Annotated in this window: 14 protein-coding genes and 1 pseudogene; 11 read left to right on the plus strand and 4 right to left on the minus strand. The window is 42.6% G+C overall.

Annotation, left to right across the window (positions count from 1 at the left end; all coding sequences use genetic code 11):
* The first annotated feature begins 4 nt into the window (after positions 1 to 4).
* Positions 5 to 115 (plus strand): hypothetical protein, encoded by a 111-nt coding sequence (locus tag VGN67_RS21690; protein ID WP_414717282.1) that lies wholly within the window; start codon positions 5 to 7, stop codon positions 113 to 115.
* Between the two features lie 139 nt (positions 116 to 254).
* Here the strand turns inward: VGN67_RS21690 and VGN67_RS21695 are convergent, their stop codons facing one another.
* The 4 genes and pseudogenes from VGN67_RS21695 to VGN67_RS21710 all read right to left on the minus strand — a co-directional run bounded on the left by VGN67_RS21695 (position 255) and on the right by VGN67_RS21710 (position 8,588).
* A complete protein-coding gene (locus tag VGN67_RS21695) occupies positions 255 to 3,008 on the minus strand; it encodes a tetratricopeptide repeat protein (RefSeq protein WP_327489087.1) in 2,754 nt (917 codons plus the stop codon).
* 87 nt (positions 3,009 to 3,095) lie between these two features.
* Positions 3,096 to 4,281, minus strand: a pseudogene (locus VGN67_RS24595) (IS3 family transposase).
* 223 nt (positions 4,282 to 4,504) lie between these two features.
* The gene (locus VGN67_RS21705; protein ID WP_327489091.1) at positions 4,505 to 5,341 is read right to left on the minus strand and encodes a peptidoglycan-binding protein; all 837 of its coding nucleotides are present in this window, start codon (positions 5,339 to 5,341) and stop codon (positions 4,505 to 4,507) included.
* A gap of 82 nt (positions 5,342 to 5,423) precedes the next feature.
* On the minus strand, positions 5,424 to 8,588 hold the full coding sequence (locus VGN67_RS21710; protein WP_327489093.1) for a TIR domain-containing protein: 3,165 nt from the start codon (positions 8,586 to 8,588) through the stop codon (positions 5,424 to 5,426).
* Between the two features lie 178 nt (positions 8,589 to 8,766).
* On the opposite strand from VGN67_RS21710, the gene VGN67_RS21715 reads away from it, so the two are divergent.
* From VGN67_RS21715 to VGN67_RS21760, 10 genes are all read left to right on the plus strand, one after another.
* Positions 8,767 to 9,918: a patatin-like phospholipase family protein gene (locus VGN67_RS21715; protein WP_327489095.1), complete on the plus strand. Its 1,152-nt coding sequence runs from the start codon at positions 8,767 to 8,769 to the stop codon at positions 9,916 to 9,918.
* Positions 9,919 to 9,921: 3 nt separating this feature from the next.
* Positions 9,922 to 11,985: a tetratricopeptide repeat-containing protein gene (locus VGN67_RS21720; RefSeq protein ID WP_327489097.1), complete on the plus strand. Its 2,064-nt coding sequence runs from the start codon at positions 9,922 to 9,924 to the stop codon at positions 11,983 to 11,985.
* 87 nt (positions 11,986 to 12,072) lie between these two features.
* Positions 12,073 to 13,344, plus strand: a complete 1,272-nt coding sequence (locus tag VGN67_RS21725; RefSeq protein WP_327489099.1) for a toll/interleukin-1 receptor domain-containing protein — start codon at positions 12,073 to 12,075, stop codon at positions 13,342 to 13,344.
* 5 nt (positions 13,345 to 13,349) lie between these two features.
* A complete protein-coding gene (locus VGN67_RS21730) occupies positions 13,350 to 15,122 on the plus strand; it encodes a tyrosine-protein kinase family protein (RefSeq protein WP_327489101.1) in 1,773 nt (590 codons plus the stop codon).
* Between the two features lie 284 nt (positions 15,123 to 15,406).
* Positions 15,407 to 18,184: a DEAD/DEAH box helicase family protein gene (locus VGN67_RS21735; RefSeq protein ID WP_327489103.1), complete on the plus strand. Its 2,778-nt coding sequence runs from the start codon at positions 15,407 to 15,409 to the stop codon at positions 18,182 to 18,184.
* Positions 18,185 to 18,214: 30 nt separating this feature from the next.
* The gene (locus VGN67_RS21740; protein WP_327489105.1) at positions 18,215 to 19,099 is read left to right on the plus strand and encodes a DUF488 family protein; all 885 of its coding nucleotides are present in this window, start codon (positions 18,215 to 18,217) and stop codon (positions 19,097 to 19,099) included.
* A 234-nt stretch (positions 19,100 to 19,333) separates the two neighbouring features.
* A complete protein-coding gene (locus VGN67_RS21745) occupies positions 19,334 to 20,089 on the plus strand; it encodes an IS5 family transposase (RefSeq protein WP_327489107.1) in 756 nt (251 codons plus the stop codon).
* Positions 20,090 to 20,105: 16 nt separating this feature from the next.
* Entirely contained in the window at positions 20,106 to 20,798 is a 693-nt protein-coding gene (locus VGN67_RS21750; protein WP_327489109.1) for a hypothetical protein, read from the plus strand.
* An 11-nt stretch (positions 20,799 to 20,809) separates the two neighbouring features.
* Complete coding sequence (locus VGN67_RS21755; RefSeq protein WP_327489111.1) at positions 20,810 to 22,198, plus strand: restriction endonuclease subunit S; 1,389 nt, start codon at positions 20,810 to 20,812, stop codon at positions 22,196 to 22,198.
* A 47-nt stretch (positions 22,199 to 22,245) separates the two neighbouring features.
* Entirely contained in the window at positions 22,246 to 22,983 is a 738-nt protein-coding gene (locus tag VGN67_RS21760) for a hypothetical protein (protein ID WP_327489113.1), read from the plus strand.
* The last annotated feature ends 6 nt before the right edge of the window (positions 22,984 to 22,989 follow it).

Consider the following 22,989-nt stretch of genomic DNA (forward strand, 5'->3'; position numbering starts at 1 on the left):
GGAAATCTTTGAATATATTGAAATGTATTATAATTGTATTCGTCGGCATTCGTCTTTGGGCTACCAATGCCCATTGATATTTGAACAGGAATATTATTCTAAACAAGAGAGTTGACTGTAAACCTTAATTGGACCACTCCAATAGGCTCCAGCCAAAGCGGGAAGCCTTTATTGGTCAATAGAAGAAAGTTACACAGTTTACTTTACAGCTTCGAAATAATGTTATAATGTCTTTACCTTTTCTACTACATGAATTATTTATAGTTTTCAACTAAATCTTTCAGAAGCTGATAATTATTATGTGCTGTTTCTCTACTAGGATGTCCCTCAGGCAGTGTTTTGTTATAAACGGTAAATGCCTTCCATGAAAAGGCTAGGGCATCTTCATACTCGCCCAGATTTTTAAGCACTCGTGCTAGATTTTGATAGCTAGTAGCAGTCTCAGGATGGTCTTTGCCAAAATGCTTCTCCTTTGTTAGCACGGCCTTTTCCAGCAACTTTTTCGACTGCTGATACTCGCCCAGATTTTTAAGCACTAGGGCTAAGCTTTGATAGCTTTTTGCGGTCTCAGGATGATCTTTGCCAAAATGCTTTTCATATAACCGTACGGCCTTTTCCAGCAACTTTTTCGACTGCTGATACTCGCCCAGATTTTTAAGCACTCGTGCTAGATTTTGATAGCTAGCAGCAGTCTCAGGATGGTCTTTGCCAAAATGCTTCTCCTTTGTTAGCACGGCCTTTTCCAGCAGTTCCTTTGCCTCTTGATACTCGCCCAGATTTTTTAATACTAGGGCTAGACTATGATAGCTTTTTGCGGTAGAAGGATGGTCTTTGCCAAATTGCTTTTCATATAACCGCACGGCCTTTTCCAGCAGTTCCTTTGCTTCTTCATATTCGCCCAGTTCTCGAAGCACTAGGGCCAGACTATGATAGCTTTTTGCGGTCTCAGGATGGTCTTTGCCAAAATGCTTCTCCTTTGTCAGCACGGCCTTTTCCAGCAGCTCTTTCGCCTCTTGATACTCGCCCAATACTCGAAGTACATTAGCTAAACTATGATAGCTAGCAGCAGTCTCAGGATGGTCTTTGCCAAAATGCTTCTCGTTTGTCAGCACGGCCTTTTCCAGCAGCTCTTTCGCCTCTTGATAGTCGCCCAGTACTCGAAACACTAGGGCCAGACTATGATAGCTAGCAGCAGTCTCAGGATGGTCTTTGCCAAAATGCTTCTCCTTTGTCAGCACGGCCTTTTCCAGCAGCTCTTTCGCCTCTTGATACTCGCCCAAATACTTAAGTACTCGGGCTAGATTTATCTGAAGCTCTACTATGTTAGCAGCATCACTTTCCTGAACATTATTTAGTAGAGTGGTACCAAAAGGTGCCCAGATAAACTTATCAACAGGGTTGTCTTTATTGTGATCTATATATAACTTTTGCGTCAGGGCTTCAATGAGAGATGGAACATCATCTGTACAAACCGGATGCTGCTTCTTTACTACTTCTGCAATGATGCGGTGCATCTTATAGTTATCTGCGATGCTGTTGTAGAGGAGCCACCCCTTCTGCCCCAGAAACGATAGTGTTTCCGCAAAGCTATCATGGTAAAGACTTTGTTCATCTTTCAGAAGCTCTTCCAGTAGACCAAAATTAAGAAAGTCGGAGGGAAGACAAGTAAACTGCTTCAACAACCACAGCTCTTCATCTTTGAGCTTACTTAAATTAAACACTGTACCTAAATAAGAGCCTACCTTCTCTATCCTGCTTTGCTCCCCACTATAGTAAACTTCTATATTAGCTTTCAAATCCTGCTCAATAGCTACTTTGAGCCTTGATAGGTCATAACGCTGCACCTTGGCTGTCTTGGCTAATATCTCTATGGTCAAAGTATGATAATCCACCAGTTCCACCAGTTCTTCTATATCCTGATCCGTTAGCTTCTGTAGCGAATAATGCTTTCGGAACAGCTCTATGGCCTTCGCCTTACTTAGAAAGTCTAGCGGCATTGGATGAAAGCCAGTTATCTCCTCACGTGAAGTGATCAGCAGATGCCACTGGGGCTGTCTGGGCAGTTTGTTCCGGTACTTTCCCAGAGAATGCTCTCCGTTGTCAATAACAAGAAGATTAGGTTTCTCAGCTATGGCTTTCATCTTCCTGATGATCTCCTCAAATAGTAGCTCTGGCTCTACATTAGTAGTAGTAGCGGGAAGCAGGCTGATCAGGCCACTATCGTTGATAAAGTCAATGGCTATATTTTCTGAGCTTTGGGTGATCCAGGCAATGTGCTGATAGTCTTGGTAGTACTTGCACAGGTAGGCTTGTGCCAGAGTCGTTTTACCAATACCTCCCAAACCGTTCACAACCACTACTTTTTGTTTATTATATAGTAGCTCATGCAGCCCTTCCAGGTCTTTCTCCCTCCCTACAATATCATCAGGATCTGTTTTAGGAATGGTAAGAGTCAATTCTTTGGGAAGTCTGGCAGCTCCTTTCTCGTTCACAACTTTATCTAAAATTGTTTTGAATTCTATAGAATCGTTCGCCCATAGCTTTTCTAGCTGTTGACTAAAATTTAGTTGTAGCTCCTCCGTGTTTTTATATCTTGTATAGAAGTGTCCTAGCTGATCAAGTTTCTCCTGGAATGCCCACATACTAATCATATCCTTTTTAATGGCACTTCCCGTGCTGGTAGGCGCATCCTTAAAGTAGGTGAAGATGAAAGGCTTATTATTAGCTTTAAATTCCTTGAATGCAGTATCAAACTCTTCCTCTGTATACTTTCCAACCTTAGTACAGAAAAGCATTAGGAAGATGTCACTTTCCTTTATCGCTTTATTATATTCATCCTGCAATCTAGTTTGGGAAACAGCATCTAAGAAATCTTCACATAATATCAATTCAAGAAAGATCCCTTTATCATGCCATTCCCCTTTCTTCCTGCTGATAAAAATCTCAAATTGCTGCCTATCATCTTTCAGCTCCGAAGACGATGCAAGAAATATCTTTCTCTTTTCCATTATAAGGCTGGTTCAGGAGTGTTAACTTGAACTTTTAGATAATTAGGTGTTAATGGTGGCTCTCCCAAGTATCTAGTCGGTTAAAGTTCACTGTGTATCATAATGTAGATTAACCAATTCACTGGGTGTTAAATCTTTGGATGCGCGCTGCAGTTTTAAGTGATTGTCTCACATTGAAAATCTATGATTTTTTCTCGGGCAATGTCTCGGGACAAGAACTAATTAACCGGAAGGCGTTCGCCTCTGAATTTCCCGTTAAATGATTCAACATACGCATTATCTGCTAGGTTTACCAGGCCTTGTGAAGTCTAAAGTCACGCCATTGGAATAGGCCCACAAATCCATTTCCTTTGAAATAAATTTACTGCCGTTATCATATTGAATACGCTCAGGAAAACAGCCTTCTACCAAGCAGATCCTGCTCAATTCGGTAACTACGTCGACTCCTTGTAGCGATTTTCCAAGCAATAATCCATAACAGACTTTACGGCTAGGCGGCCCTATAAAATTATCCACTACATTTAAGACCCGAAATCGCTCACCGCTAAAGAGTGCATCTTGGACGAAAGCCATGCCGCGCGGCGGACCGCTCCATACCTTGTTTATACCTTGAGTATCCAGGCGTTCCAGTCGGTGCTCTGCACTACGACTTTGTCTGGGCCTCTTTGTACGTAAATTCAGTCCATAGGCCGTGTAAACACAGTACATACGCTTATGCCGGGGTGCCAGTGCACTTGTCGCTGAAACCTTCTCTTCTCAACAGCACAAAAATACGCAGAAAGCCATAGCTGACCCTGGTATTAGCTATTTCTTTCAATTCGCATCGCCAGCAAAGTGTCATCACGACGATGATGTTTATAATAATACATAGCTTTGACCAACTTCACACAGCGGCAGGCCCTTTGGAAACCCGATAATTAGATACTAGCCAATGGGCCATTTCTTTCTTATATGACGGTCTCACAACTTTTTTTTAATGACGTCTTGCAGCATCTGCTTATCCAGGCTGAGCCGCGGTGGCAGACCATTCCGCCACAAGTTTTTTTAACTGTGCATTTTCTTCCGCGCGGCGTCCGCTTCTAGCTGCCGTAGTTTACGGAGCTCAGGAATACCCATTCCGCCATACTTCTTCTTCCACAGGGCCGTCTGCGCGGTTGAAGAAGGTGGCTTGAGAGACACCCATCTGACGGCAGATCTCTTCAACGCGTGAACCGGTTTCAGATTGCCTGAGCGCAAATGCTATTTGGGCTTCTGTGAATTTTGACTTTTTCATAGTGACAAATTACGTTTTTAACCTGTTTTTGCCACCAAAAATCTCTAGTTTTCAGCTGTCTCGTTTGCCGGGGGGAGGTCAACACAAAGCACTCATTAGCTGCATATTACTGGCATGTTTAGCTTTGTTTTATAAAACAGTTAAGACAAAAATAATGTAGCTCCAAGAAGTACTGATGTTGAGAATCTGTAGCTGCTATTTCAACAGAAACAAGTCTTTTTACTCAGTGTAGCTCCTTAACAAGTGTCACCTGGATCACCTGCGTCAACAAGTTTTCACCAGTTCGATAAGTAGTAGTAAAAACATCCAGCCCATGACTACCCCCATTGACAAGCCGACGTGCCTGCCGAAGGTCATTTTCGAGTAATGCCTCCCGGATAGCTAGTTCTTTATCTTTTAAAAAGACAGCCAGTACCTGGGCCGCGACAGTTGGTTTGTTAGCCACTGCAGGATCTTCGATTAGATCAATATCTAACTTATTACCAATATTCTTATAATTACTTCGGCCTGTAAGTTGAATAAAGCCCCTCCCTTTAAATCTTTCGCCGTCCGGCGGCCCCTGATTACCCAAATCACGCCGGAAGTCGTATAGATCAAAAGGCCGGCCTCCGGGCGAAGTATTGAAGCGGGATTTGCCTTCGTCTATCGGTTTAAAACTTGCCGTTTCAGCACTAATGGTAGCCAGAGCCATAAGAACCATATTTCTATCATCAATCTCCTTCTCTTTAAGTGCGTTCAGCACTATAGGAAGGTGCTTCTTAATGTTATCAAGGGGGGTAAAGGGGAACAGCTTTGATACTGAGCTTACAGTTATATGAGGTAGCACTGAATCAGCCCTGACAGCACCAGGTGCAGGTGAAAAGCCTAATGCCAGGAGTGTCTTAGTGCCTACAACACCATCAGCCAAAAGGCCTTCACTCTTCTGAAATGCAATAACAGCGGCTTCTGTACCAGGCCCAAAGTCACCATCAATCCTTCCTGGATTAAAACCTAGGGCTTTTAGTTTTTCCTGTAGCAGAACTACGTCCGCTCCGGAAGAATGTAAATGGAGGGTTTGCATTGGCTAAAAAGGTAGAGTAGTAAAGGTTATGTATAAAAATTTCAACGCTACTGATAAGGATCCTTTGCACCTATCAAATGAATCACCCAGAATTTCTTTTTTCAGCTATTTTCTTTTCCAGCTCATCTACTACCAGGTTCCACTGAGCATCATTTTCCGGGTTGCCAATGCTGATTATATTCTTGCCAGCCTGGTTCGGATCATCTGTTTGTTGAAATTCGGAAAGAATCGTCCGTTTCCAGCCGCAGGGCTGAAGTTCAATAAAAAAGAATTTGGACCTCTCATTCTTCATTTGCTCAATAGCCAGTGGAATCTCCGTCTTCATGATATACTCTGTGGCCAGGAAATCAGGGCTTAATAGAAAGACAACGACATCAGCGTTTTTCATTTCTGCCCGAATGGTATCATCCCATCTGGTGCCTGATTCGATCATACGGTCATACCAAGGAACAATCTGTCCAGAAGCCCTCAGGATCTCCAGGTGCGTCACAAAGCGTTTGATGAACTCAGCATTACGAGAGGAATAGGAAATAAAGAGTTTACTGGGGAGACTCTTAAAATCTACAATGTGCTTGAAATCATTTATATTATAAACTCTACCACTAGTAGCCGCAATCTCATACTGTCCAAGTTCGGCTTTATGTTGTAAATCTTTTTCCTCAAAAAAATCAACGCCATTCACGGAAACCTCCTTGCAATAGGTCCAGCCCTGACTAAGCTTTTCAATTGAATTTTCTACCTTCCTTTCCAGGCCAGTTTTACTATATGGGGATATAGTCTTCAGCTTAATAAGGCCTACCGCTTCCGTTTTTTCAAATTCTACATATACCATTTTTCGATTCGGTCCCTCGCCTTCGCTGATGATGATACCATTGCGCCAAAAAGGAAGACCTGTAACGTTAGCATCGGTGCCAGCAAGGGTACTACTTAGGTATTCAGCAAAAAGAGACAGTAATAGCGTCTTATGAAAGTAAGCTTTATACACGAACTGGACCTGGTAATAGGTAAAAGCGTGCAGGAAGAAAGCAATAGAGGCGCTCGGTTTGACCGGCAGAAACTGGGGAGCAAGGTATTCAGTACCGCTAATAGGAATGATTGACTTATTTTTTACCAGCAGCTGCAGAATCTCATCAATATTAGGAATATATTGTACCTGACTTAATCTGAATATGCCATTCTCGCTGCCTTTTTTGGCTACATCCATTACCTCTTTAATCAGCTCGTTCAACCGCCTAATATCAGTGTAAATTATTCCATTTGAACCTAAGCTACTGTAAAACAAGACTCCAATTGAGTTAAGGATTTCAGCAATGATCTTAGCATTATCCAGATTAAAATCTATGTTTTCTTGATCGACAATCCGTATGCACTCTTCCCGGAACTCATCCAGAGTGACAACTTTAAAAGAGCGGGGATGAGATAGATAGTCTTCTATGATCCGATATTCATAATCAATTAGCTCTCGTCCCGAAAGATTTAAAGAGTTTAGATAATCACTAAGTACATCAAACAGGATCTTTACGCGCTTTCCTGTTCTGAGAGATACATTGAAGAAAAGGGATACATTTTCGTACTCTCCTACTAGTATACATTGATTAAGCGCACCTTCAGCAATATCAATCTTATTCTGAAGTACCAGGACAGGAGCTGAACTTATTAGTCCTTTGCTCAATGATTTGCTTCGGCTACCATTGGAGAAGTCATGCCGAAACTTATCAGTAAGGTTATATCGGATAGATTCTAGCCAGTATTCCAGAGGAAAGTTTTCGTATAGAAAATTCTCGCTCAATGGCTCCCCTTTCTCCTGTTCCTCTGAGTATTTATTAGTTACAGTATCCCAAAGTAGAATGTAGGCCGTATCATGTGAATAGTACATCCGGTGGGAGTCATGGTAATAGTCCTGCCCTCCAAAATCAAAAATATTGACTCTCATGGGCTTGCCACTTTCGGTAGTTAGAAAAGTAGCATCCCAGGGTTGAATGTCCAGCAGGTGAGTAGAATTATGTATAGGAGTTAGGGCTTGTCCTCGAAGGAACTCACTTAAATTAGTCTTTCCAACTCTACTATTGCCCACCAAGATCAGCTTGAGAATTTCAAGCTTCTTAGTACCATAGGTATCAGCATCACCAAAATATTTAAGGATTGCGTCGCGTCCCTGCTGGATTACCTCTACTGATGGCTCGGCCAGCGTAGGATTGTCTTTTATAAAAATACCTTTTTCATCTTCATTATAAGAGTAGTGAAGAGCTACATTCAAGCCCTTCCTGATATGCCCTAATAAAGGTTTTATAGATTTTATCTTGTTATTCGTCAATGTAACGCGATCCAACTGGGGAAGATCGGAAAGTTCCTGAATTGAACGAAGCTTATTGTGGCCTATATAGAGCGTTTTAAGCTGTTTTAATTGAGAAATACCCGCCAGGCTCTCAATTGCGTTAGAGGATAAGCCTAGCATAGTTAGACTTATGTTACTATCTAAATTTTCAACAGACTTTATTTTATTATATTCAAGGTCTAAAAAGCGAAGATTTTTTAACCTGTCCAGACCAGAAATATGCTCTATTTCATTTTGAGCTAATTCTAGTAGCTCTAAATTCTCCAGCCTTTCAAGATTCTCAATCTTTTTGATACTATTCTTATTTAAGTAAAGAGCCTTAATCCAACTCATCTCAAGAAGATCCCAGGGAATCCTTTGTAAATCGCAACCACTAAGCTCCAATGACTCACTTCTTGTTTCCTTGGCCTCACTAATAAGCTTAGATGCATAGCTGTTCAACTTCAGCTGTCTAATGGAAAGTAGTGCGTCCACTACTTCATAATAAGCTGCATCTTTAGATTCACTGTGTTCAAGGGGGGGTCCCGACTTCGGTAAAGACTGAAACTTCGAAAAGTCTTTCTGTTGCCAGTTACACTGTTGAAGGATTACAGGTATAGTATATGCAAATGACTTTGTACTTCTATCCACTATATGGGGTAGCTCTAATTTATTAACTGGCGTTGAGGACAAATAGCTCTCAGATACCAGCAATAAAAAGACGTCAGTCTCACTACGCAGATCTTTGATGGCCTGCTCCCAATTGCTCCCAGACGAAACCAGATCATCTGAGAGTATAACAAGCTGATCTTTGTATGAAGCCAGATAGTTCTCCAGCTCTCTTTTTACTTCTCTATCCTTATGAGAGTAGGATATAAAAACTTTAAGAGGGGGGAAATTATCCGAATTGGATTCACTACGCATTGCGGACATAAGAGGTTGGTAGTTCTAATATGTGGTATAATAGGTTAAGGAAGTATTGTAATACCGAAAATAAGTAAACTAGATAAATAAGTTAACTACCACTTGATAAAATGTACGGATCTATTAGCTTAATGGAGAATATGTTTTTTAAATTGAAGCAACTATTTTCTTAATAACCACAATTACTATGAAACAACCAACCTGGGGTACACTAGCTAGCAGATATGCTACCGAACAGCGCCAACGTAAACTCCTAGCCTTGGACGGAGGTGGTATACGTGGAATGATAACCCTCGAGATTCTACTGGAATTAGAAAAGCAGCTCAAGCAAGAGCTGAAAAAAGGAGATGATTTCCGCTTAGCTGACTACTTCGACTATATCGCCGGGACCAGTACCGGCGCCATCATAGCCGCTGGCCTCAGTCTTGGAATGTCTGTTCAGAAACTAATTGATTTTTATGTGGCGAAAGGAGAGGCAATGTTTGATAAGGCTTTCTTGGCCAACTGGGGACATAATTTCTATAATGATAAGAATCTGACCAAAGAGTTAAAAACAACTTTTGGTAGTGGAACGGATCTATTTCTAACGAATGGCGAGTTCAAATCATTACTTCTGGTTGTTACCATGAACCGCTCAACTGACTCTCCCTGGCCTATCACTAATAATCCTTTTGCTAAGTACAACGAGCCTAACCGTCCTGACTGCAACCTCAAAATCAAGCTCTACCAGCTAGTTAGGGCTAGCACGGCCGCTCCGGCTTATTTCCCACCCGAAACACTTCAATGGGATCCTGATGACCCGGAGAAAACCTTTGTTTTCGTAGATGGCGGCGTAACGCCTTACAATAATCCCGCTTTTCTTCTTTTGAAAATGGCCACCCATCCGGCGTATAAGCTGGAGTGGAAGACGGGGGAAGACAAATTACTACTGGTATCCGTTGGGACGGGAGCTTCTCCCACCCCAGGTGTCTATGGCAACTTTATAAATACTTTGAAATCTTTACCTGATAATTTAATGTACGCCAGCCAGGTAGATCAGGATATTAATTGCCGCACTTTCGGTTGCTGTGCCTATGGCGCCCCGATAGATCGGGAATTAGGAGACCTGGTGCTACCAGAAGATGCCATAGCCGATCCTAAGCGGCCAAAGCGCCTGTTTCGTTACATACGGTATAATGTTGATCTGAGTCAGGAGGGGCTTGATGATCTGGAACTTCCTCATATAAAATCGCAGGACGTTCGACAGCTGGACTCCATTAAGTTCCTACCTCAGCTTCGGCAGGTAGGAAAAGCAGCCGCTAAGCAGGTTGAGATCAGTCACCTTGGACCATTCGTCTAATCTATGACATTTCAGGCTTTTATTGTTCGCCCCTTTGGTACCAAAGAGGTTACCAAGCGTGATAAAGCAACTGGTGATTTCACTACGGTAACCATTGACTTTGATCTAGTAGAGAAGGAATTGATCGCTCCTGCGCTGGAAGCTGTTAATCTACTAGGTGGCACAACGGGTAAAATCTTTGAAGCAGGAGACATCAGAGAAGACATGTTTTCGCTTCTCCTACTGGCGGATGTAGTCATTGCTGATATCACCATTCATAATGCCAATGCGTTTTATGAACTGGGTATACGGCATGCTTTCAGAGACAAGAAGACAATTCTGCTTAAATGTCCTGGACTGGCAGAAACTCCCTTTGATATTTTAGGCTACAGATACATTTCTTACGAAAAAGAAGATCCTGCTGCTGCTCTATCCGACTTGATTAGAGCCTTAAAAGATACACTAATAGCTGATAGGCAGGACAGCCCTGTCTTTAAGGTGCTGCCTTGGCTAAAGGCTAGAGACACCGAGAAGTATCTAATTATTCCGGAAGATTTCAGGAAGGAGGTCCAGTTCTATATCCGAATAAGGCAAACGGATCGTCTGGCTTTGTTAACCGAAGAGGTCAGAGGATTTGCCTGGGAAGTACCTGCCTTACGTCTGATTGGGGAAGGGCAGTTCCGGCTTAAAGGATACGAAGGAGCCAGACAGACCTGGGAGCAGATACTGAGACGTATTCCTCATGATCGGGAGGCGAATGATCGTCTTAGTACCATCTATAACCGCTTAGCAGAAGCTGCTCCTTCACAGGTACAACAGCTGAAATACCTGGCACTGTGTGATCAGGCTGTAACACATTTACTAAATACCGCTGCTAGTCTGGAACAAAATAGAAAGGCTGAGGTCTATGCTCTCCTGGCCCGTAACACCAAAGGTCACTGGATGGCCTCCTGGTCTTCTAAGCCTACTACGCATGAGAAGCAAGTGGCTGCTCTCACATCCCCTTTTCTTAGAAAAGCCTATGAGTACTATGAACGAGGCTTTACAGAAGATTTGAACCACTACTATTCCGGAGGGAATGCGCTTGGTCTGCTCTCTGTGATGATTGCTCTGGCTGAATTACAACCTGGCACGTGGGAAATAGATTTCGAGAGTACTGAAAAGGCCCAGCTAGCTCTTAATCAATACAAGGATCGCCAGAAAGAGCTAGGGAGGATGGTGAAGGGTTCCATAGAGGCTGCTGAAAAGCGTTCAGAGTACTCAGGGAAAGAGGATCCCTGGCTATTGATTGCTCTGGCGGATGTAAGCTGCATGATAGAAAGTCGCCCTGAGCGTGTTAGGCTGCTATATGAAATGGCTATTAAAAGCTTGATTGACTTCAATTTGGATTCGGCTCGGCGGCAGTTGCTTATTTACAAGGAATTGGGAGTACTCTCTGCTAACGTAGAGGCCGCCTTGAATGTATTTCCAACGTCACCTTCGGCACCTGAGACTCATTTCTTGTTGTTTACGGGGCATATGATCGATAAGGAAGGACGGGTAGATCAGGCTGGTAATCCGGATCCACGTTTTCCTGTTGAAAAAGAAGCCAATGCCAGACAGGCTATTTTCGAGAAGGTCAAGCAGGAGCAAGAGAAAGTAGAATGCCAGCTTCTTGGTCTGGCCGGTGGAGCCTGTGGTGGCGACATCCTCTTTCATGAAGTATGCCAGGAGCTGGGTATACCCACTCAACTACTACTCGCCTTGCCCCGTGATCAGTTTCTTAATGAATCGGTGCAGTTTGCGGGGCCACAGTGGGTAGAACGATTTGATGCTATTTATCATAGTAGGGAAAAGTGCAGAGAAACACTCTCTGAGACTAAGGAACTGCCAAACTGGCTTAAAAAGAAGCCTAGCTACTCCATCTGGGAAAGAAACAACCTGTGGATGCTCCACAAAGCACTGGCTAACGGTGGCGAGTGTATGACTTTGATTGCTCTATGGGATGGAAAGCCAGGTGATGCCGGAGGTGGAACTGAGCATATGGTTATGCAGGCCCAAGCTCGCGGAGCGAAAACTGTGGTAATCAATGTAAAAGAGCTGAATTAATTTTATTTATTGCAACAAAAGCATATAACTGCAAAACTGCTATAAATAACAAAGAATACATATCACTGCTAAACTTTATGAACAATAATGGAATACTATTTCTTTTTTAGCTATACGCGAGGAAACCATAGCCCATATTTGATTAAGTTATTTAATGACTTGTCTGATTCCGTACGTGAAAAAGTAGGGGCTGAAAAAGGCAAGGAGGTTGGTTTCATTGATGAAAGAGATGTGGAGCTAGGAGCCGAGTGGGAAGCCGTAATTGAACAAGCCCTTCAAAATTCAAAGGTAATGATATGCCTCTACTCACCCGGATATTTTAAAAGCTCTTATTGCGGTAAGGAGTGGCAAATATTCCAAGATCGCCGCACAGGGTACCTTGTTCAAAATCAATTAGCACCACTCCCTCCAGTAATAAAGCCAATTGTATGGATACCATTATTACAGCCAATAGATAATCCAGTTGTAGAAGATATACAATATTATATTGGCAACCCAGATGACATCCACAATAGAAAAGGGCTAAAGTACATTTTACAAAAGAATGTTGAATACAAAAGTTTGTATATTGACTATATTGATAAGTTATCCAACGAAATCATTGAATCTGCAAATAGATATGAGTTACCTAAGCTAGCCCCATTTCCAAGATTACAAAATACACTTCAAGCTTTTCCTAACAACATAGACCAGCCAATAGCTAATTTCAACACTAATAATGAAATTCAATTTGCAAAGCATGTTCGATTTGTTTTCGTTGCCGAAGATCCAAGGAATTTTGGAAACAACAGAGCCGCAGAGGCAGCTGACTTGTACCGTGAAATAGGAGGCCGAGATTGGAGACCATTTCCTGGCATGCGATGCATCGGCCCTTATGTTCAACATCTAGTATCAGCAGAAGACATAAATTTTTTTTGTGATGAGCTCAATCTAAATAGAAACTTAGTAAATGAGGTTGAGCAAGCATATTCGGAAGGAAAAATAGTTATTTTCATTATAGACAGTTGGACGGTTAATTGGAATCTTCAATATCAAGATATATTAAGACAATTGGACAGAGGAAGGCCTCTTATAAACTACAGCATACTTGTAACCTGGAACGAGAACGATCCAGATATTGTCAGACATAGGGCAGAGATTGAGCAAACGCTTAGAGCAACATTTGACATTAGAGCTAACATATGGAAAAACCCAATATATTACAGACATTCAATTTGTTCTTCCGAAGAACTAAGTATATCTATAATAGATACCTTGGTAAACCTTAGATCCGAAATGCACAAAAGGGCTCCAATAAGTAAAGTTATATCAGGTGGGATAGCGAAGCCTGTTATCAATAACAATTTCTATACTGCCTAAGAGAAATGAATGATTCAAATTCACAAGGTAAAATAATCACCTTCTACTCATACAAGGGCGGTACAGGAAGATCTATGGCTCTTGCAAATGTCGCTTGGATACTAGCAGCTAATCAAAAACGAGTACTTATTCTTGATTGGGATCTCGAAGCTCCAGGCTTACATAGATACTTTCGTCCTTTTTTAATAGATAAAGATTTGAGGTATTCAGATGGTCTTATTGACTTCATTATAAATTATGCTGACCTTGCCGTAAGTCCCCAACCCTCTTCTGAGCAGGACGCTGATTGGTATAAGCTATACTCTGATATCACGCAGTACGCATTATCTATCAACTACAATTTCGGTCCCTTTGGAAGAATAGATTTAATACCAGCGGGTAGGCAAAATTCCAGTTATGCAACTAGAGTTAACTCCTTCGACTGGAAGAACTTTTATGAAAGACTTGGTGGAGGACTTTTCATTGAAGAAGTAAAAAGCCACATGCGCAGCGAATATGATTATATTTTGATAGATAGTCGAACTGGCGTTAGCGATACTGCAGGTATATGTACAGTACAAATTCCAGATACATTGGTTGTATTCTTTACGTATAACAATCAAAGTATCAATGGAGCACATGCAGTTACTCAATCTTCTCTTACTGCACGAAAGGCCTTAGATACTAGCTCTACTTCAAATAATTATAATATATTACCTATTCCAACACGCGTTGAACAAGCGGAGTTATCAAAGTTAGAGATTAGACAAAAATATGCACGCGAAACTTTTAATAGTTTATTAAATAATATAAGCGACACTGAAAGTTATTGGAGCAATGTTGAGATACCTTATGTTTCATATTATGGATATGAAGAAATTCTAGCCACTATTGTTGATGACCCTAACGATCCTAAAAGGATTCTCATGCCACACATTCGTCTTACTGAATACATTACGAATGGGGAGGTAAAAAGCTTTAAGTCTTCATTACATATGGAAGAAAGGGGAAGGTATATGCAAGAGTATGCGGAAGTACCTATAACTATTGACAATTTTAAAAACTCTAATAAGAATGAGCTCGAAACACTTGTCTCTAAAAATATCAAATTAATAGAGGAGCTAAATGAAAAAGAACGCTATATCTCCGAAACCAAATATCAACAAAAGAAAAAACAAGTACGATACTTAGCATTTACTATTCCAATGATGATATTAATAGTCGTATCGTCATATTTCATTTTTTTTAAACAACTAAAGACGGCCGAAGAGTCGGCAGCCCAACTAGATACTTTCAAAACAATTTTGTCTAAAAAAAATCAGTTAAAACAAATAGAACAAAATACAAAAGTAGATTCAGTATCTCTAACTAGTGTTTTTGCAGCCAATCAAACAAATCAAGAAAAAATTAGAGCGGATTCAAGTAACATACTTAAAAATCACTCTACTAGCAAGAGCCCTTCACCGTTTGTAAAGGATAAGCGGAAAATATATTTCAATAAAATAAGCAAATATCCTGAAATTGCTTATGCTTACTATGGTATTATGTACGATAATGAATGGGTTGAAAGAAACTTCGATAATCAAGCTGGCCAAACTCGCTTACCTATGCCAGGTGACTCTGTCAAGGCTGTGGTTCACGTTAATGCGAGAGTAGGTGTAATTGAGTATAATGAAGTTAGCGGATGGCAGAATACTAAAGCAGTTGGAGTAATCAAGCCAAACGAAACAGTTAAAGTTTTAGAAGTAGAGAATGTTGCTGGTGGAGCCTTTATATGGATTAAGTTTCAAAAAAAGTAAGATCCAACTATTGTTTAGTAAAGTTTCCGAGGCCGTTAGCCGACGGTATCAAGAGCGTCTCCCTTGTTCCGGAGAATATAATATATCATACATGAGCTATATTAGGGAAAAGGAAGCTATAAGGTATTTTGAAGGTCCTAATATGTCCGAGATTCTTCTACCAACTATTTTTTGACTTTTAGCCAATCCCTGAGTACCTTGTTTCCCGGTACTCGCTTCCACTATTGCGTACTCATGCTACCAGTACCGCCTGAATACCCACACTTTACACACGACTCTCCTCCATGATCCTAAACCAGAACCCCGAGCAGGTAGCCCGGGACCACATTGACAAGCAGCTCACCGCCTGTGGGTGGATTATTCAAAGCAAAACACGCATTAATCTTCATGAGGGAGTGGGGGTAGCGGTGCGAGAGTACCAGACGGACGTGGGACCGGCCGACTACGTGCTGTTTGTAGAGGGTAAACCCGTAGGCGTGATCGAAGCCAAGCGGGAGGATGAGGGCTTCCGGCTAACTGTGCACGAGGACCAGGCCGAAGAGTACGCTTCGGCGAAGCTTAAGTACCTCAACAACGACCCGCTCCCCTTCGTATATGTAAGTACCGGTAAAGTCACTTCGTTTACCGACTTCTGTGATCCGAAGCCACGCGGTAGAGCGGTTTTCTGTTTTCACCGCCCGGAAACCCTGCGCGGCTGGCTCAAAAAGCCTAAGTCTCTGCGTGCCTCCCTGCTGGACCTGACTATACTACCTACTGAAGGCCTGCGCGACTGCCAGATCAACGCCATTACCAATCTGGAACAATCGTTCAGGAACAACAAACCTCGCTCGCTGATCCAGATGGCCACGGGTTCGGGTAAGACCTTTACAGCTATTACGTTTATCTACCGCCTGCTCAAATACACCCAGACCAAGAAGATACTCTTTCTGGTAGATACCAAAAACTTGGGCGAGCAGGCTGAGCAGGAGTTCATGTCGTTCCTGCCCAACGACGACAACCGAAAATTTACGGAACTGTACGGTGTACACCGGCTTAAATCCAAACACATTCCCGACGATAACCAGGTATACATCAGTACCATTCAACGATTGTACGCCGTCCTTAAAGGACAGGACCTGGAAGAGAGCGCCGAAGAAGAAAATCCCAACGAAAAGTGGCAGCCACGGGAAGTACCTCCGGTGGAGTACAACGAAAAGCTACCCATTGAATACTTCGACTTCATTGTCATTGACGAGTGCCACCGCAGCATCTACAATTTATGGATGCAGGTACTTGATTACTTTGATGCTTTTCAGGTAGGACTCACCGCCACGCCCGACGCCCGTACCATCGCCTACTTCCGGCAGAATATGGTCTCGGAATACTCGCACGAAATGGCCGTGGCCGATGGCGTCAACGTAGGCTACGATGTGTATTTGATCGAAACCAAAGTGACCCGGCAGGGCGCTACGCTCTGGAAAGGTGAGTACGTGGAGCACCGCGAACGCCTGAGTCGGAAAAAACGCCTCGAGTTGCAGGACGAAGACGAAAACTACTCTTCTCAGCAACTCGACAAAGACATTGTTAATCCCAATCAGATCCGCAAAGTTATTGCTACGTTTAAGGAGCATCTGCCGGTCATGTTCCCCGACCGCTATGACAAAAAAGGCGAGTTTGAAGTACCCAAAACGCTGATCTTCGCGAAGACTGACAGCCACGCTGATGATATTATCCAGACGGTGCGGGAAGTATTCAACGAAGAGAACCGCTTCTGCAAGAAAGTCACCTACAAAGCTTCCGAAGACCCCAAGTCGGTACTGGCGCAGTTCCGTAACGACTACCACCCGCGCATAGCCGTGACGGTAGACATGATTGCGACGGGTACCGACGTAAAGCCGCTGGAATGCCTGCTCTTTATGCGTGACGTCAAGAGTCGCAATTACTTTGAGCAGATGAAAGGCCGGGGTACCCGGGTCATTAACTTTGACGACCTGAAGAAGGTATCCCCTTCGGCCCGGCTGACCAAGGACCACTTTGTGATCGTGGACGCCATTGGCGTGACCCGCAGCCTGAAGACCGACAGTCGCCCGCTCGAAAAGAAGCCCGGCATAGCCCTCAAAGACCTGCTGGGCGCGGTAGCCGTGGGAGCCCGCGACGAAGATTTGTTTACCTCCCTGGCCAATCGCCTGACCCGCCTGGACAAACAAATTACCGAAAAGGAAAAGAATCTCTTTGCCGAAAAAGCCGGTGGACTTACCTTAGCGCAGGTCGTCAAAAACCTGTTAAATGCCTTCAATCCCGATACCGTGGAAGCCATTGAGCAACAGGTGCGGGTTGAACAGGCGGGCGAAGCTCCGGCTGTAACGGAGGCAGCCATAAACCAGCAGCTGGACCAGCTACGCAATGAGGCAGCGCGGGTGTTTACGGGTGAACTCAACGAGTACATCGAAAATGTGCGCAAGGCCCACGAGCAGAAAATAGACCTGCTCAACCCCGACGAGGTACTCAACGTAGGTTGGGAGAAAGACAACGCCGCCAAAGCGCAGGAAACCATTATGTCTTTTGAGAAATGGATCGAGGGACACCGCGATGAGATCGTGGCCTTACAGCTCTTTTACGACCAACCCTACCGGCGGCGCGAACTGACCTTTGCCATGGTGAAAGACCTGGTGGAAACCCTTCTGGCCGACAAGCCTACCCTGGCACCGTTGCGGGTGTGGCAGGCGTACAGTCAGCTGGAAAGCGTGAGCGGGCAACCCAAAAACGAATTGGTGGCGCTGGTGGCACTCATCCGTCGCGTAGCGGGGATTGACGACGTACTGACGCCTTATGACCGCACAGTAGACCGTAACTTCCAGCAGTGGCTGTTCCGCAAGCAGGCGGGTACTTTGAAGTTCACCAAAGAGCAGATGGACTGGCTCTACATGCTCCGCGACCAGATCACCACCTCGGTACACGTAGATACCGACGACCTGGACTACACGCCCTTCGACGCCAAAGGTGGACGGGGCCGCATGTGGCAGCTCTTTGGTGAGGATATGGAAATGATTATTAATGAACTAAACGAGGCATCGGCTGCGTAGTAGGATTAATGATTCAACTAAAAAACAATAATGTACTACAGAAGGAAAATATTACTCTCGCTATTGCAGGTCTTTGACAACCGGCTAGAAAGGGTACAATTACAAAAACTACTTTTTCTATTTTCTCAATTACAGAAATCCCCTGACTATGAATTTGTACCATACAAATTCGGTTGTTTCTCTTTTCAAGCAAATGCCGATTTATTTACATTAGCCAAATATGGATTGGTAAGTAAACAAGAAGAGAGTTGGAAGAAGGTAACTAACGAAGATTTTACAACAACTTTAAAAAAAAGAGATAATGAAATTTTAAATGCAGTTAGACTTTTATACGAATCAAGTTCCACCGACGAACTTATCTCAATTACTTACAAAAAGTATCCTTACTACGCTATCAATAGTGTAATAGCTTCTAAGATACTAAACAGTATTGAACTTGCTGCGGTACAAGGTCAAACTCCTAAAAATGACGAATACTGCCTATATACCATTGGATATGAAGGTATTAGCTTAGAAGGTTATTTAAATAAACTTATTCAGTTAGATATAAAAGTGCTATGTGATGTGCGTAAAAACTCGTTCAGCATGAAATTTGGTTTTAGTAAAGCCCAGTTAAAAAATGCTTGCGAGGGAGTAAGTATTCTGTTTTATCATTTACCCGAGGTAGGGATTGAAAGTGATCAGCGTAAAGAATTGAATAACCAATCAGACTATGATATATTATTTGAAAACTACAAACGTACAATAGTCCCAAAGACTACTGATACACAGCAATTTATCATTAATCTCTTAACTAAATACCAACGGGTAGCACTTACTTGCTTTGAGGCGCAGAGCTGCCAGTGTCATCGTAGTCATCTTGCAGAGGCTATTTCTCAGTTACCGGAATTCCACTTCTCACTTAAACACATATAGATTTACCTTCATTAATTCGCTCCTGATGATTGTACGAAAGAAAGTTTTACTAACAGTAACTACCTATCCACTGCCTTCCCGGAGTTATGATGAATTAGTCTGTACGGCTGGTATTTTAGAAGATGGTTCATGGATAAGAATTTACCCTGTGCCTCTGAGAACCTGTTTAAAAATAAGGTATAAAGGGTCAAAAAAGGCAGAATCAGCCTATCTTGTGGGTTAATCCGACCAAAGATGTACCCCACAGACCTGACTGATTCCGCCTGGCAAGTTATCCAGGAAATCCTTGCTGACAAGCGAAAACGCAAATATTCGTTACGATCAATTTTCAACGCACTGCTTTATATTACTAAAACAGGTATCCAGTGGCGTCAAATGCCGAACGATCTACCACCTTGGCCCTTGTGCTACTACTATTTCTGGAAGTGGTGTAATGATGGTACTTGGGAAAAGCTTAATAAAGCCCTGGTTGAGCGAAGGCGAAAGAAAGCTAATCGAGAAGCCTCACCTAGCGTAGGTATGATTGATTCTCAAAGTGTTAAAAGTAGCGAATGGGGTGTATGGCCCAAAGGCTATGATGGATATAAGAAGGTCAATGGCCGCAAGCGGCATATCGTTGTAGATACACTAGGATTGGTGTTAGTCGTTGTCGTTCATGCTGCTAACATTCATGATAGCCCGGCAGCGCGGCAGGTGGTCAGCCGTTTAGCGCAGCAAGGTTTTGACCGACTAAGCAAGATCTTGGCCGACAGTGCTTACGGTAAGAAGTTAGCAAGTTGGATGAGAAAGTCTTATGGTTATATTCTAGAAGTGGTCAAAGTAAATGAGCTAGGTGGCTTTCAGATCATACCCATGCGATGGAAAGTAGAACGAACTTTCGCTTGGATGAACTGGTCGAGACGCCTCAGTAAAGACTATGAATGTGGCGTTAAATCACACGAAGCATTCGTCTATTTGTCAAGCATCAACCGAATGATTAAGCATTTTTAAACAGGTTCTGAGTTTTTTGACAGGTTTGAAGAAAGCGGGTGTAGTTCAAAATACAAAGTACACCTGGATAGAATTAGATCTTATTCGTAGGACTGATGACTTTAGACCTGAAAGCTTTTCTCCTGCTGATTATAAATTTAATGATTTGGTAGTTGGAGAGCATATTGGTACTCAACATAACTGGCACCATCGTAAAGAATATTGCTTAAAAAACGTGTATACGAATCTTAGACAATTAGTCCAAGATTCAAGGGACCCTCGCAACACATCTTTAGCAGTCTTTAAACCTACTGTAATTACTAAGTTTGAAGTACAGGAAGATACGAGTGACTGGAAAGAAGTGTGGTCAAAATTGCAAAACCAACTTTCACTCTTCAATGACGGTAGTGAACCAAAAAAAGCTTTTCCTAAAGTTCCGTTCAAGTTTTACTACAAATTTCAGGATGATGAGGGGGTGAATGCACGACTTATGATAGAAGATTGGGAAATTGGAGCGTTGTATTGGAATTGTCTAAGGAATAGTGGTGGTAATCCTGCCCAAGCAATTGAAAAGGTTAAAGAAAAGTACGATAGTCTATTCAGAACAGAAAAAGAAATATATCTTTTTTTGGGGACTACTAAGGAATGGCACCGTCGCCGTGCTCGCAATCCTTTTGTTATTACCGGCGTATTTTATCCAAAAAAAGAATTACAACTATCTATATTTTAAACTTTTATTCAATGAGTGTTGATTTACCAGTAGGGTGGGCCAGTGTAGAAATAATAGAAGTCTCTGCTATAAATCCAAAGCTTCCGTTTGACACTATTGATGATGATTTAGAGGTAAGTTTCTTGCCAATGAAGAATGTAGAAGAGGTCTCTAATTATATTCATTTGGATGAAATAAGAAAATATGCCAATGTGAAGAAGGGGTATACCCCGATGATCAATGGAGATGTGATATTTGCAAAGATTACCCCCTGCATGGAGAATGGTAAAATTGCTGTTGTTCATTCATTAAAAAATGGTATCGCTCTTGGGTCAACAGAGTTCCATGTGTTCAGATGCAATGGGGCGTCACTTAATAAATTCTTGTTTTACTTTTTGGTACAAGAAAGAACTCGTCAGATAGCGGCACAAAATATGACTGGTGCGGTTGGACAAAGGCGTGTTCCAAAGCAATTCTTACAGAGTTATTCAATCCCCCTTCCTCCCCTCCCCGAGCAGCACCGCATCGTAGCCAAAATAGAAGAACTATTCAGCAGCCTGGACAAGGGTATCGAAAGCCTCAAAACCGCCCAGCAGCAGCTTAAAGTGTACCGGCAGGCCGTTCTCAAATGGGCCTTCGAGGGAAAATTGACGAATGTAGATGTGAAAGAAGGTGAATTGCCGGAGGGGTGGAAGTGGGTAAAAAGTAATGAGTTATTCAAATTTGTTACAAGTGGGTCAAGAGGCTGGGCTAAATATTATGCGGATTCAGGTGCTATTTTCATAAGGATTACGAATTTGAATTTTGATACTCTGGATATAGACCTTCGGCCAGAAAAAATACAGTATGTAAATCCTCCCCAAAATTCAGAAGGAATTAGAACAAAAGTTCAGGAAGGAGACTTCCTTTTTTCAATTACCGGATACCTTGGAATGTTTGCTATTGCATCTAAACTTGATAATGCATTTGTGAATCAGCATGTGTGTTTATGTCGACCAAAAGAAGGCTTTAATAAAAAATTTGTAGGGTACTGGATCATTTCGAAGTCTGGTGCACATTATCATTTGAATAAGAACCAAAAAGGTGCCGTTAAAGCTGGATTAACCTTGGATGACTTGAAAAGTTTCCCTGTTCCCCTTGCTCCACTCGAAGAACAAACCCGCATCGTCGCCGAAATTGAAAGTCGCTTGTCCGTGTGCGACAAGATAGAAGAGAGCATCAGCCAGAGCCTGCAACAAGCCGAGGCCCTGCGGCAGAGCATCCTCAAAAAAGCCTTCGAGGGTAAACTCGTCCCACAAGACCCTACGGATGAACCCGCCAGCGTACTGCTCGAGCGCATCCGGTCCGGGCGGGAGCAGCAGAAGCCAGTGGTGAAGAAGGGAAAAGTAAAGAAAGGTAGCGCGCAACTGGAACTGCTGTGATTAAAAGTAAATAACCCTTATGTCTGTCATCTTAGCCTTCTCAAAATATGCGTGTTAATTTCAATGACCTTACTGCTATCCAGCAACTGCAAGTAGGGCAATTCGCCTATCCGGATATTCCGTTTGTGCATGGTCCATTGAGCCGTACCAGCACTACCTTAATTGCCGCGTACAGCACTATCATCAACTGTGGGCTTGGCAACTACTTAGAGGATCTCGCTCCCGCATGGAAGCCAAATGGAAATATTATATGGCAAAATAAAATGGTACAGACCATAAATGATTCACTGATCCAGATGATAGATATGTATCGTCTTACACCTGATGATGATCTACTGGTAAAGATATTTATACGCATCCAGTTATGGGGAGGAAATACAGGACGAGGAGTATTTACACGAGGCCAAGGCTTTCAGGGAAACTTCGATATAGATTCTTATAGAGAAGCAGTAACTATGGTTAACATTAATAACAATGAGGCACTTCGCAGTCTACTACTAATGGCACAGGTTGGACTTTCATTCGCTACAAAGCATTTATTTTTCTGGGGGGAGAACTTACCCATTCTCGATGAAAGAATTTCAATGCTCTTGTATGGAAAAACCCTACTACCTCCGGGTGAAAGAAGAAAAGTTGAATTATACAATAGTTACATCAGCGACTTAGATGCAGTAGCTAATAATACTCCAGGAGTGACCCGTTTAGTTGTTGAAAGGGCGCTATTTAACTGGTTAGATACCCCTCATGGTAGGCAATGGTATAATATACGACAGGCTAATGCCTGATTTATT

This window comes from Telluribacter sp. (assembly GCF_035998675.1).
Classification (GTDB): Bacteria; Bacteroidota; Bacteroidia; order Cytophagales; family Spirosomataceae; genus Telluribacter.